Origin of the sequence: Microcoleus sp. D3_18_C2 (assembly GCF_036702395.1) — a bacterium.
GTDB lineage: Bacteria > Cyanobacteriota > Cyanobacteriia > Cyanobacteriales > Microcoleaceae > Microcoleus.
Map to the genome: position 1 here is coordinate 18,418 of NZ_JAUBTG010000064.1, position 13,905 is coordinate 32,322.

11 protein-coding genes are annotated in these 13,905 nt (G+C 39.8%); 7 read left to right on the forward strand and 4 right to left on the reverse strand.

The annotated features are described in order from the left end of the window. The first annotated feature begins 86 nt into the window (after positions 1–86). From QUA88_RS25455 to QUA88_RS25465, 3 genes are read left to right on the forward strand one after another with little or no spacing between them, the layout of a single operon-like run. The gene (locus QUA88_RS25455; RefSeq protein WP_333055580.1) at positions 87–3,431 is read left to right on the forward strand and encodes a helicase-related protein; all 3,345 of its coding nucleotides are present in this window, start codon (positions 87–89) and stop codon (positions 3,429–3,431) included. Then, on the forward strand, positions 3,424–7,275 hold the full coding sequence (locus QUA88_RS25460; RefSeq protein WP_333246029.1) for an Eco57I restriction-modification methylase domain-containing protein: 3,852 nt from the start codon (positions 3,424–3,426) through the stop codon (positions 7,273–7,275). Before QUA88_RS25455 ends, QUA88_RS25460 begins: the two co-directional genes overlap by 8 nt. Continuing rightward, complete coding sequence (locus tag QUA88_RS25465; protein WP_333246031.1) at positions 7,272–8,753, forward strand: AAA family ATPase; 1,482 nt, start codon at positions 7,272–7,274, stop codon at positions 8,751–8,753. Before QUA88_RS25460 ends, QUA88_RS25465 begins: the two co-directional genes overlap by 4 nt. 134 nt (positions 8,754–8,887) lie before the next feature. Here the strand turns inward: QUA88_RS25465 and QUA88_RS25470 are convergent, their stop codons facing one another. Genes QUA88_RS25470 through QUA88_RS25480 form a run of 3 tightly spaced genes read right to left on the reverse strand, consistent with a single transcriptional unit; the run spans position 8,888 to position 10,249 of the window. Continuing rightward, the gene (locus QUA88_RS25470) at positions 8,888–9,052 is read right to left on the reverse strand and encodes a hypothetical protein (protein WP_333274465.1); all 165 of its coding nucleotides are present in this window, start codon (positions 9,050–9,052) and stop codon (positions 8,888–8,890) included. A 29-nt stretch (positions 9,053–9,081) separates the two neighbouring features. Next, a complete protein-coding gene (locus tag QUA88_RS25475) occupies positions 9,082–9,243 on the reverse strand; it encodes a hypothetical protein (RefSeq protein WP_333055576.1) in 162 nt (53 codons plus the stop codon). Positions 9,244–9,250: 7 nt separating this feature from the next. Continuing rightward, entirely contained in the window at positions 9,251–10,249 is a 999-nt protein-coding gene (locus QUA88_RS25480) for a hypothetical protein (RefSeq protein ID WP_333208029.1), read from the reverse strand. A 276-nt stretch (positions 10,250–10,525) separates the two neighbouring features. On the opposite strand from QUA88_RS25480, the gene QUA88_RS25485 reads away from it, so the two are divergent. The 4 genes from QUA88_RS25485 (at position 10,526) to QUA88_RS25500 (ending at position 13,414) form a co-directional block, all read left to right on the forward strand. After that, entirely contained in the window at positions 10,526–10,768 is a 243-nt protein-coding gene (locus tag QUA88_RS25485; protein WP_293176868.1) for a helix-turn-helix domain-containing protein, read from the forward strand. 414 nt (positions 10,769–11,182) lie between these two features. After that, on the forward strand, positions 11,183–12,499 hold the full coding sequence (locus tag QUA88_RS25490) for a transposase (RefSeq protein WP_333208030.1): 1,317 nt from the start codon (positions 11,183–11,185) through the stop codon (positions 12,497–12,499). A 168-nt stretch (positions 12,500–12,667) separates the two neighbouring features. Beyond that, positions 12,668–12,910, forward strand: coding sequence for a helix-turn-helix transcriptional regulator (locus QUA88_RS25495; protein ID WP_333093843.1), 243 nt, complete (start codon positions 12,668–12,670; stop codon positions 12,908–12,910). Between the two features lie 234 nt (positions 12,911–13,144). Beyond that, positions 13,145–13,414 (forward strand): helix-turn-helix transcriptional regulator, encoded by a 270-nt coding sequence (locus QUA88_RS25500; protein ID WP_333038826.1) that lies wholly within the window; start codon positions 13,145–13,147, stop codon positions 13,412–13,414. 123 nt (positions 13,415–13,537) lie between these two features. Here the strand turns inward: QUA88_RS25500 and QUA88_RS25505 are convergent, their stop codons facing one another. Continuing rightward, positions 13,538–13,777 (reverse strand): hypothetical protein, encoded by a 240-nt coding sequence (locus QUA88_RS25505; protein ID WP_333055573.1) that lies wholly within the window; start codon positions 13,775–13,777, stop codon positions 13,538–13,540. Positions 13,778–13,905: the final 128 nt, after the last annotated feature.

The following is a 13,905-nucleotide window of genomic DNA, read 5'->3' on the forward strand; positions in this document are numbered from 1 at the left end:
ACTGTGACACTTGCGTAAGTCCTACAAGATTTTAACATTCTTAAAAAAAAATATGTTTAACAATAAACCTTGAACAGGTAAAAAATATGCCCCGTTCGATTTTTTCCTTATCATATTCAGGCATTAAAGATAACCACACACGGGGGTGTGTTGGTGATTTTTTAAGATTTAAAATCAAAGAAGGTTCCCGCTTATCAATTGTTTCAGCTTATTTTACAATTTATGCTTTTGAAGAGCTGAAAGAACAGCTATTGAAAATTGAAAAATTACAATTCCTGTTTGGCGAACCAACTTTTGTTCTCGATCCTCACAGAAATGAAACCAAAGCCTTCTTAATCGATCGAGAAGGGTTAACCCTCCTAAAGCAGCTTCAACAAAAACGTTTAGCCAAAGATTGTGCTGACTGGATTAGAGAAAAAGTAGAGATAAAATCGATCGCAAAGTCTAACTTCTTGCACGGAAAACTCTATCATATTGACAATGAAGTACAGGACATCAGACCCGATGGATCGACTACCATTTATCGAGTTCCCTCCGCGATTATGGGAAGTTCTAATTTTACCATAAAAGGCTTAGGATTGTCTGACAATATCAACAATATTGAATTAAATTTAATCGTCAGTAGCATAGAAGACACTTATGATTTCAAAGTTTGGTTTGACCAAATTTGGAACAATGAAGAACTGGTCAAAGATATCAAAGCAGATGTGTTGTTTTATTTAGAACAATTATATACTAACTCCACCCCAGAACTGGTTTACTACAAAACCCTATTTCATATCTTTGAAAAATTTTTAGCAGACCAACAATACGCTGGATTGTTCAGTGAAAGCAACCAGCTAGTTGATACTACCATATGGAATACTTTATTGGAATTTCAAAAACATGGCGTAATAGGAGCAATTAATAAAATTCGCACCCATAATGGTTGTATTATTGCCGATAGTGTGGGTTTAGGAAAAACCTATGAAGCCTTAGCAGTTATTAAATATTTTGAAATCCTGAACTATAGAGTTTTAGTGTTATGTCCAAAAAAATTACGCGAAAACTGGACAATCTATCACGCACAGAATAATAGTGAAGTAAATCCATTTGTTAGCGATCGCTTTAATTATACAGTCTTATCTCACACAGATTTAAGTCGTGAGTCTGGCAAATCCGGTGATACCGATTTAGGGACTCTTAACTGGGGAAATTATGACCTAGTAGTAATTGATGAATCCCATAATTTCCGCAACAACACTAAGGGTAAGCGAGATGAAGATGGGAATATAATTCGTAAAAGTCGTTATGAGCGACTGATGGATGACATTATTAAAGCGGGCATTAAAACCAAGGTTCTATTACTCTCTGCTACTCCTGTTAATAATAACCTGACTGATTTAAGACATCAGCTTGAATTTATCACTGAAGGCAAGGATGATGCTTTTCAAGCAGCAATTGGTGTAGTTAGCCTGAAAGATACTCTAGCTAGCGCTCAACGAGCTTTTACCACTTGGTCAAAAAAGAGTAGTCGCATAACTAGCGAACTCTTAAATTCCCTTGATTCTGGGTTTTTTAAACTGCTTGACGAATTAACCATAGCTCGTTCTCGCAAACATATTCAAAAATATTATAAAGATGTTGTAGAGCAATTAGGCGGCTTCCCAATTAGGATAAAACCCTTGTCTATCTTTCCAACAATTGATTTGAAAGGTAAGTTTATGTCCTACGACAAACTCAATGATGAAATTTCTAATTATAAATTGTCATTATTTAACCCTTCTAAATATGTTTTGCCGCAGTACAGAGAAGAATACGAACATAAATCAGGACAAAGATTTAAGCAGAGTGTACGCGAATATTTTCTCATCGGGATGATGAAAGTTAACTTTCTTAAACGGCTGGAAAGTTCGGTGACATCCTTTGCAATTACGATGGCAAGGACTATCGCTAAAATTGCAGATTTACAGGAACGAATTAAAACCTTTAAGCAGTTTCGAGATCAAAACCAGAATATTGAGTTTAATCAGTTAAATCTTGAAGATATTGATGATGAAGAACTACAAGCAGCTATCGAGGTTGGTTCCAGGTTTACTTTTAAGATGGCACATCTTGATACTGATGAATGGTTAAAAGATTTAGCAGAGGATAAGCAACAACTCAAGATTCTTTATAATTCCGCTTTGCAGGTTGATGAAACGCGGGATGCCAAGTTAGCCGAATTGAAAAAATTGATTCAAAACAAAGTAAAACAGCCAACAATTAATAAACAAAATCAACCTAACCGTAAAGTTTTGGTATTTACTGCTTTTGCCGATACAGCAGAGTATCTTTATCAGGCTTTGCACGAATGGAGCGCAACTTCTAAGCTCAATATTAACATAGCTTTAGTAGTTGGGGGAACTGGCCGAAATAAAACTACATTTGGCAAGAATGAGTTCAATCAAATTCTGACTAATTTCTCTCCCATTTCCAAAAAGCGCGACAAGATGCCATCTATGCCCCAAGATGGAGAGATTGATTTATTGATTGCGACAGATTGTATTTCTGAAGGGCAAAATTTACAGGATTGCGATTATCTAGTTAATTACGATATTCATTGGAATCCAGTCAGAATCATTCAGCGTTTTGGACGGATTGACCGTATCGGTAGTGTTAACCATACAGTACAGTTAGTGAATTTCTGGCCTACTGATGACTTAAATAAATACATCAATCTCAAAAATCGAGTAGAAGCAAGGATGGCGTTGGTAGATATTGCCGCTACCTTTGAAGACAACTTGCTGGAACCGGATGAAATTGAAGAGTTAATTCAAACGGATTTAAAATATAGAGATAAACAGTTATTACGATTGCAGAATGAGGTATTAGATTTAGAGGATTTCAACGAAAGCGTTGCCCTCAATGAGTTTACCTTAGATGACTTTCGCATTGAACTAAGTAATTACTTGCAAAGGAACCAGAAACAGCTAGAAGATGCACCTTTGGGTATTTATGCAGTCGTTCCACCAGCGTCGGAAAATCCGATAATTGCACCAGGAGTAATTTTTTGTTTAAAACAGAAAGGTGATACTTCGGGAAATGAGCAGGTTAATCCTCTGCAACCGTACTTTCTGGTGTATATTAGAGAGGATCAGGTAGTACGTTTCAGTTTTGCTCAACCTAAGCAGATTTTAGAGATGTTTCGGTTGTTATGTGCGAATCAGGCGCAAGCTTATGACTCGTTGTGTAATTTGTTTGACAACCAGACGAATAACGGGGAAGATATGAGTGTTTATAACGATTTGCTTGAGAGGGCGGTTGATTCGATTACTCGGACTTTTAAGAAGCGGTTAGGTAGTAATTTGTTTAAGTCTGGTAAAGGTGCGGTAATGCCAGAACACAAAAAACAGGTGACAAGCAAAACTGATTTCGATTTAATTACATGGTTGGTGATTAAAGATGAATGAACGAGAGATGAAAGATAAAATTGCGAAATCTATCCAAAGTTTAGCTGCGGGTAATGCAGCCGAGAAGCTAGAGCTATTATTCCAAACCCTAGGATATACGACGCAAAGAAAATTTGAGTTAGATAGCAATTCCCCTGAAGATTTTATCGATACTTTTGGATTTGGGGAAATCAACCAGCAACGGGCGAGTTTATCTCAATGGAAGTCGGTTGATTTTTTGTTTCAACTGACTGAAGATGAGATTAAATCCAATCGTAAATTAGGATTTTCTAGTAACATAGATCAAAATTATCTGCAATCTTATATTTTCTTGGCGGTTGAGTTGCGGGAGAATGATTACACACGCAGTCAGCTATCGGACATTACTCGCGAAGTTAACCGTCAATCTGATATTCCGATTATGGTTTTATTCCGACATGGTGAGTGTTTTACTTTGTCGATAATTAACCGCCGTCCTAATAAACGAGCAACTTCTAAGGATGTTTTAGAAAAAATCACTTTAATTAAAGATATTAATATTTTTCAGCCCCATCGCGCTCATATTGAAATACTTTTTGACCTTTCATTACCTCAGTTGTTTAAACAGTATCAATTTACTAACTTTGACCAATTGCATGATGCTTGGCAGAAAACTCTTGATACTTCTGAACTAAATAAACGGTTTTTCAAAGAAGTAGCTAACTGGTATTTTTGGGCGGTACAAAATGTTACTTTTCCCGAAGGTGCGGGGGGAAATGTCGAGATTCGTAATGCTACTAGCGTTATTCGTTTAATTACGAGATTGATTTTTGTTTGGTTTCTCAAGGAAAAAGGGTTGGTACCAGATGATTTGTTTAACTATCAAAGGGTACAGCAATTAATCAAGTCCTATGAACCGACAGAAAGCACTTATTATAAAGCGATTCTGCAAAATTTATTCTTTGCAACCCTGAATCAGGAGATGAATACTCCTAGTAAACCTGATAATCGTAAGTTTAGAAATAAGGCGAAGCAAGCAGGGGGACGTGACCAAAATTACATGGTGCATAATGTCTATCGCTATGAGCATTATTTTCACGATTCCCCAGCGATACTCAGATTGTTTGATAATATTCCATTTCTGAATGGTGGTTTATTTGAATGTTTGGATAAACCCGATCAATATCAGCCTAAACAGATTGTCCGCATTGATGGTTTTTCGGAACGTCAGGATAATCGGCTAAATATTCCTAATTGTCTATTTTTTAGTGAATCCGCTCAACAAATTGATCTGAATGATGTTTACGGGACAAAAAACAAGCGCTATACGGTGCGAGGTTTAATTAATATTTTTCATAGTTATAAGTTTACTGTTACTGAAAATACCCCGATTGAGGAAGAAATTGCCCTTGATCCTGAGTTGTTAGGGAAGGTGTTTGAAAATTTACTCGCTGCTTATAACCCGGAAACGAATACAACTGCTAGGAAGCAAACCGGATCTTTTTATACGCCGCGTGAAATTGTTGATTACATGGTAGATGAGGCATTAATTGCTTGTTTGGAAGGTAAATTGACTTCACTCAGTGGAGAAAAAGAAGTGAATCAAAGGTTGCGCCATCTGTTTGCTTATAATAATCAGCAGCATCAGTTTACAGATACAGAAGTATCAGGATTGATTGAGGCGATTGATAATTTGAAAATTCTCGACCCGGCTTGCGGTTCGGGTGCTTTTCCGATGGGTATTTTGCATAAGTTGGTGTATATTTTGAGTAAGCTTGACCCGCAAAATGGCAGATGGAAGGAAAAGCAAATATCTAAGGCTAGTGAGATTCCTGATGGCACGATTCGAGAAAAGGTAATTGAGGATATTGAGCAAGCTTTTGAGCATAATGAGTTGGATTATGGACGGAAGTTATATTTAATTGAAAACTGCATTTATGGGGTAGATATTCAGCCGGTGGCTATCCAGATTTCTAAGTTAAGGTTTTTCATTTCGCTGATTGTTCACCAAAATATTCATGATTCTCAGGAAAATCGGGGTGTACGTCCTTTACCGAATTTGGAAACTAAGTTTGTGGCGGCTAATGCTTTGATTGGAATTAAAGGGGCTGCTGATTTTACTTTACGTGATCCTCGCATTGAACAAAAGGAAAAGGAATTAGCAGAGGTTCGCAGAAGTTATTTTATGGCTCGTACTCCTAAAACTAAGGCTAAGTATCGAGAATTGGATGATCAAGTTCGTCATCAGATTAGTGAGATTCTTAAAAGTGGTGGCTTTCCGAGTGAAAGTGCGGAAAAGTTGGCTAATTGGAAGCCTTACGAGCAAAATGCTGTGGCTGATTTCTTTGATTCAGAATGGATGTTTGGGCTAGGTGAGGGTTTTGATGTTTGTATTGGCAATCCGCCCTATGTGCGCCAAGAACAAATTAAAGAGTTTAAACCTATCTTTAAAAGTCAGTATGATTGTTATACAGGTGTAGCTGATTTGTATGTTTATTTTTATGAGCAAGGGTTAAAGCTCCTGAAAAATCAAGGTATTCTCTGCTACATCTCATCAAATAAATATTTTCGCTCTGGTTACGGGGAAAAGCTGCGTAAGTTTTTAGCTAATGAATCGACTATTCAGCAATTAATTGATTTTGGTGATGCACCGATTTTTACGGCTATTGCTTACCCTAGCATCATTATTGCTAGTAAAGAACAGCCTAAAAATCATCAAACTCGCGTTTTAAATTGGGAATTAGGGCAAGCTGTCGATCAGTTTGCTTCAGTGTTTGAAAATCAGAGCTTTTTGATGGCACAAAAGGAGTTGACTGCTGATGGTTGGCGGCTAGAGTCGTCAACAGTTCTCAATTTGTTGGGAAAACTGCGAAAAGCTGGTACACCGCTAGGGGAATATGTGAATGGCAGATTTTATTACGGTATTAAAACTGCTTTTAACGAAGCATTTGTGGTGGATACAGAAACGCGAGATAGACTCATCGCTGAACATTCCTCCTCTGCGGAAGTTCTCAAACCTTTTTTGCGGGGTCGTGATGTTAAAAGATGGAGAGTAAACTTTGCCGATCAATATTTAATTAAGATCGAGTCATCTGAAAATAAAAAACACCCGTGGTCAAATAAAGAAAACTCAGAAGCGGAAAAAGTCTTTGCGAAAACCTACCCAGCTATTTATAAACATTTTCAACAATTTAGAGCTTCTTTAATCAAAAGAGAAGATCAGGGTAAGTATTTTTGGGAGTTGCGCTCATGTAAATATTGGCAAGAATTTGAGCAGCCTAAGATTATTATTCCTGCAATTACTCAAAATGTTGAATATGCTGCTGATTTTGCCGGTTATTTCAGCAATGATAAAACTTCTATTTGTGTTATAGAAGATGTTTGTTATGTTCTTGGTATCCTCAATTCACAACTGATGTGGTGGTTTATCCAAAATACTGCTGCTTCAAAACAAGGAGGTTTCTATGAGTTCAAGCCGATGTACGTTTCAAAACTACCTATAGTCAAATCAGATCGCCCTGAATTAATTGAAACCCTAGTTAATTACATCATCTACCTCACCGCCGAACTCAAAGATATTCCTAGTCATGGCGAAAAGATGGTAGAAACAGCAGAAGACAAACTGATGCTGAGTTATTTTGAGCAAGTTGTGGATGCGCTGGTGATGGAGTTATATTTACCGGAAGAATTGCACAGCCATGACAAATACTTCATGAGTCATGTGTTATCGGAAAATCTTCCCGTTTTCGATACCATCAAAGGTGATAAAATGCCAGCGCTGAGACAAATCTTTAAACGACTGTTTGACTCTGAGCATCCGATTCGGGTTAATATTTATTTTTTGAATAGTTTAGAAGTCGTGCGGATTATTAGAGGTTTAGGATGAGAATAATTAAAATTGAGATTAAAAATTTTCGTGCTTTCTACAATCATCATATTGTCGAATTAGCAAAAGATGGAGAACGTGGGAAACCAAACTTACTGATTTATGGTGAAAATGGTAGCGGTAAATCCTCCCTTTTATTAGCACTTCAGTATCTGCTTGAATCTGGAATTAATAATCTAGACTTTGAGCAATATAAAAATATCTTTGCACCGGAAAATGAGGAAGGCTATATCAAATTCTTTTTGCGACAAAACCTGAATACACCCCAAATTGTTCACGAGTGGTCATCTACCACCCGCACTACCAACGATCCAGACATAATTGCCGCATCTCAAGCTAAAGGTATCCTAGACTATAAACGTTTACTTGAAGTTCATTTTATCCATCACAAAGAGCCCGAAGTCAATATTTTTGAGCTATTAGTTCATAGCCTGTTAGGACAGTGTATTAATGACCTTCATCCCCTGCAAAGAACCTTTCCTGATAACTGGAATGACTTACTAGCAATTGTTCCAAAACAAAAAAATCACAAGCGCAAAATTGCTATTTTTGAAGCCGAAAGCCAAATCTTTAATCAAGGACTACGCGCCAAGCTCAACGAGTTAGAGCAAAAAGCTACACAACTGATGGAATATTTTGGCTATAAAATTGTCATTTCTTTACATTTTCAAGGCATTACTTTTGATAACACAGCCAAATATAGAGACGACCAAAAAGAAAATTGTATTGACAATCGGAAGATTTTATTAAATATTAAGTTCCTAGAACGAGAAATATCTAGTCCACATCACTTCCTGAATGAAGCAAAACTCTCTGCTATTGCGATCGCGCTTTATTTTAGCTCTCTCCTCGTAGCACCGAAACCCCAACTCAAACTACTCGCCTTAGATGATATTTTTATTGGCTTAGATATGTCTAATCGCCTCCCCTTAATTGATATTATCAAAGATCAATTCAGCGAGTACCAAATATTTTTGATGACCTACGATCGGGAGTGGTATGAAATTCTTAAACAGAGATTTGATGGTAACAAATGGGTTTTTCAGGAACTTTATTGCGGAAAAATTACAGAGGATTTAGAAATTCCTGTCTGGAAGCAAGACACTGATTATTTAGACAAAGCACAACAATATCTTACCCCGGCTCCCCCTCAAGCTCCCGATCTCAAAGCATCCGCTGTATATTTGCGTACCGCCTTTGAAGTCATCCTCAAAAAATTCTGTGATAAGCATTACTTAAAGGTAAAATATCAAGAAGAGTCTAAAAAATTAACAACCGATGACTTTTGGCAACCACTTATCGCCTACAAAAAGGATGGAACTCTGTTTCTAAGTGCAACCTGTAAACAAAATATTGAATTATATCGTACATTAATTATGAATCCCCTAAATCATGCACAAATTAGCCAAACTTACGGTCGCGAAATTCAAGAAGCAATTGATGCAGTAAAAACTCTCAAACATGAGTTGGGCATATGATATTAAACTAATACTGAGTGATATCGAGAGAAAACGTCATGACCGAACTGTTAGATGAGGTGCGATAGATAGAAATCGCGACCCCGATCAAAAGCAAAGCTAAAACTTGCTTTGACAACGCTTGTAAGGCAGCCTTAGCTATTGAGGGGGCGCTCTACGTCCAAGGCTTTTTGGCCGTGCCCAAAGCGCCCTACAAGCCGATCGACAATCCGACTTTCAACCAGTATAAACGATCGCCCCCCTGCATCCCCAAATGATATGAAATCAGATCGATCGCCTACCAGCCCCTTCCGGGACACGGCTGTGATGCCGTGTCCTTACCCGTAACTTATCGGCGACAGCCTTCGGCGATCGCCCTTAACACCGCTAGCCGCACTTCTGGATGAAATTTCTCAAGCCCGTTAGCCCGAAAAATCCAGTGTCCGCCGCCCGCGTGCTCGATCGCAATTTTCTGACCGTCAGGCAAAACTATTTGCCACCAATTCAACACACTGGCTTTAATAAGGTGGCACTGAATTTCGTTCAGTTGAGCCTCCATTAATTTCAGTTGACGCATGATAGGATTTTGGGCAGATGACTTCATGATTTTTCTCATTAAATGAATTCGACTGTTTCTCGGCTTTGATTTCAGTTTGCCGATTTTTGAACTTAACTTCACCTTCCGAAGTTTTCGCCTTAACTTCCCTTTCCGAAGTTTTCGCCTTCACTTCCGTTTTACCACCTTTAGGCTCAACTTTGACTCCAAAACCTTTAGACTTAACTTTTCCTGGGGCAGAAGTTGAAGTCGGTTCCGTGGCAGGCTTCTTAAACTCCGCGTCTAATTGGTCTAAAATCTCCTCTTGTTCGGGAGTATGTTCCGCTGGCTGGTCTGAATTTCTGGGATTGTATTCGCCAACCAACCTTGCCAAAAATTCCGAAATTGACAGTCCGGCTGCGGCTGCTTTTTTCGTTAAAATGGCGTAGGTGTCGGTTTTAATCCGAATTTGTTTGAGCCGGAGGTTGGGATTGTTGTCAACGGTTTCAGCAATAGTTACTGCCGTAATCCTTTCTTTGGGTATGACATCGACAACTTCTTGCCACTTTTCCTGTAAACGACAGTCGCCGTATTGGTCGGTAATTGCGTGTTTGAACAAAGGGACAACTTGAGCAACGCAGCTAGGCAAAATCTCAAATCCGGCTTTAATTAAGCGCAGGCAAATGCTCGCAGCTTTGATAATTTGCGTGCAGTAAAAATACTGCCTGCCTAATGCTTGTTCGCAGTAACTTTTAAAAGTTTTGAATTTGTCTTTGTACAATCGCAGCTTTCGGATGGCGTCCAGCATGATTCCTTGACGCACGTAGTCTAGGAATCCCCTTTTAATTTCGCCTGTGAGGTAATCTAAATCGTGAAAGGGAGATTGATTCTGGATTTCTTCTTCAAAGTCTAGCAGCGGGCCTGCAAAGTGAAAGTTGGAGGCGACATCGCCTAGGTAGAAGTTGTCAATTGATGTGGACATGATCTGGAATGGTTCGAGAAAGGGCACGATAGCACGGAAGTTGTGCGATCGCAAAGTTGAAGTTTTGGTCTGGATCTTTGATACAATTTTGAGTTGGGCTGTCTTGTGAGGTCGATCGACCTTTTACATGGCACCACCTCAAGGCGGTTATTCAAAACTGTAGGTTTTGGCTGTTCGCCCTGACCGGCCAGCTTTTGTTCTGTCACTTGTATCTCATTATGAGATGTCGATTTAACTTTGTCAAGTATGACATCTCAATTTGAGATTTATGTTACAATGTCATCAAGAAAAGAACGAAGACAGGAGGGCAATTCACCATTGGAAGCCCTAAGAATCAACAAAACAGACTTATCACAAGATGAGTTTGCTTTTAGATGCGGGATTCCCCGGGCCACGTATCATAGATGGATATCTGGAGCCACAGAACCAAAATTTTCTCTCTTTCAGTTGAAAGCTATTTGCCGAGAACTAAAAATAGAAAAAATCGATGAACTTCCAGAGAGCTTTGGGCCGAATTAGCAATTAAATTAAACCAACAGTTAAAAAATTATTACTGCTGATACAATTTTGAGTTGGGCACTCCTGTGAGGTCGATCGACCTTTTACATGGCATCACCTCCTCGGCGTTGAGAAAAAAGGGGCTTGAGGTATGCGCCCAACCCCCGAAAATACGCTTGGCTATGCAGGCATAATTGATAGACACGAAAAATAAGGCGGTTCTTCAACTAAACCAAAAGGAGTCCCGCGCTCTACCTGTACCTAGGTGAGCGTCGGGAGGAATTTGCGTGAGCCAGGAGAGCCGTCCCGAACCAAACCGATGACTTTATGTGTCGGAAAGTTCGGGGCGGTCGATGAGCGAACAAATAATTTTTGCTACACCACTTGCTTTTTCCATGTTCACGAGATAGAATTTTCTCAGACTTCGTGAAAGTAATGCCTCAAATAATCACCGCCAAGCTAAAACTCAACCTGAATGCCGAGCACAAAGGTTTGGTGTCTCAGACTACCTTGGCTTATCGCGATGCCTTGAATCATACTTCGCGAGTTGCTTTTGATGCGAACAAAACCAGCAATGGCGCTAAGTTGCAAAAGGCTGTTTACAACGAATTGCGTGTTCGATTTGGGCTGGGCGCTCAGATGGCTTGCAATGTACCCAGACAAGTGTCGGCAACCTACAAAACACTCTGGACTAAGGTAAAACAATCTAACGATGCTATTGCCAAAGGATACACCAAGAAAAGGTACAAAGGACTAGACCAGCCCCCTAAGTATATTTCTCGAACCTGTACCTTGAATTATCAGCGCGACTACTCGTTCAAATCCGAGCAGAGGGTGAGTATTATTACCCTAGCTGGTAGAATAGTAGTTTCGTATGATGGCTACAACAAGCATCTGGATTTGATTGCCAAGGGTTCCAAGTTTGGAGCAGCTAAAATTGTCTATCAGCGTTCCTCTAAGGTTTACTATTTGATGGTAAGTATTGAGGTAGAAACCCCTGAACTCGACCCACTGAAAATAACTAGAGTTTCTGGCGTTGACGTGGGGATGCGCTACTTAGCCGTAGAAACAGACTTACAAAACAAGTCGAATTTCTACTCAGGTTCCGACGCTAGACATAAAGCCAACCGCTATCATAAAGCTAGACAAACTCTTCAGCGTAAAGACACTCGTTCGGCAAAGCGCAGACTAATTGCTTTGTCGGGAAGAGAAAGACGGTTTATCGCTGACGTGAACCACCAAATTAGCAAGGATATTGCAAAACCTAATACTTTGATTGGACTGGAAAACCTAACCGGAGTTCGGGAGAGAATTAAGTCCAAGTCTGGTAAAAAGGCTAGCAAGAAACAGCGAAGAGCTAATCGAAATAAAGTTAAATGGTCGTTTGCCGAATTGCACGGCTATATTGACTACAAAGCTAATTTGAACGGCTCTTTAGCTACTAAAGTCCCAGCTCATTATACTTCGCAAAGCTGTCCAAAGTGCGGACACACATCAGCAGGCAATAGACCAAAAAAAGGGCTATTGTTTCGCTGTGAATGTTGCGGACACGAGCTTCATGCTGATTTGGTGGGTGCGCGAAATATTGCCATGAGAACGTTGCTTGTCCGGCAGGACTGGACGAGTACGGGGAGCTTGTCAGCATCCCCTAATGTGTCGGGCCGTGAAACTAAAGCTGAGATTCTGCAAAGATTCTCGGAATTGCGGTGGAGCTCAGATACAAGCCCACATCTCCGGCGGTACTCCGCTTGATGCTGGGTAGTTGACACCTGCATTTTGACCTTGGAGGCTCGTTGAGCGGCCTTTGTTTTGCCTACTAACATGAAGTTTACGTCTTATTCAAGCCTTTGTTAAGACGTAAACTTCATGAATATTTCGTCCATGATAGAAGAAGATTTACAAGAAAAGGAGAAGTCTCCATTGAGACTACTCAGAGAACAAGCTGGACTAACACGCCCTCAAGTCAAAGAAAAAATCGGAATTTCCGAGCGAAGACAAGCTGACTGGGAATTAGGCAAGGCCCTACCTAATGCTGAAAACATACTTGCTATGGCTAACCTGTACCAGGTTTCTCTAAAAACTATGTTTGAGGTTTTAGGATTAGACGTAACCAAAATTCCCGATGACTTACCAAGTCGTGAGTCCTCACCGAACGATAACTAACCCGCAGGGGTTTGTCCATGTCTAGGGAAAGGGGCTTGAGTCATGCACCCAAGCCCGGAAAATACTAAGGGTATGCAGGCATAATGGGTAGAAACTACAAATAAGGCAGCTCGCTAAACCAAAGCGTTTCCACCGTCCGGCTAAAGGAGCCGCCTTTCTGTTGTCTCTATCTTAAACAACCTTAGTTGTATTTTAGCGATTTGTCAACAACTTTGGTTGTGAATTTTCTATGATATGCCCCGAAAGAAACAAACTCAAGAGTCGAAAGATATACCAGCACTGCAAATCTTGCGGGAGGCTGTTGGTTTATCGCAATCCGCCTTAGCAAAGCAAATTCCCGACAAAACCCGCACAAAAACCCTAACTCAGCAAGCCATTAGCAAATGGGAACGAGGACTAGACGAACCCGAACTGACCATTGCTCAAATGAAAGCTCTTTGCAAAGCTTTGGGAAAAACGCTTAACGATTTACCTAACGACTTAGGCCCACCAAATCCCGACTGACAACATTTGTTGCTTGGTTCTAATTAGACCAACCTAAAAAAGCAGATTAGATGCCCGACTTCTTGAAGAAGTCGGGCATCTAACAAGCAAGTTATAAAGAGGATATTAAAGTAGGATTTGGTATTACTTACGGAGAACAGAAGTGATAATCACCGTGATAGTGGCGCTTGCAATCAAAGTGAAAGCAAGTTGCACAACCCATTGGGTAGCTTTCTGGTAGTTATCGAATTTGTCATTGAATCTGTCGGTTTTGTCATTAGTTTTCTCAACATCAGTTGATAATTTCTCAACTTCTGCCGATAGCTTGTCTAGCTTTTCAATAACATCGGCTAGCGTCGGCTCGTTAGGTGCAGTAGTTGTCATTGTTGTTTCCTAAAACTAACAATCATCACCTACAATTATATCCTAATTTTAGTTAGAGAGTCGATGGCAGAGTGTCCCCTACCATCTCTCCTACAAAACCGTGCTTGCGACTTTCACCGCACACGGCT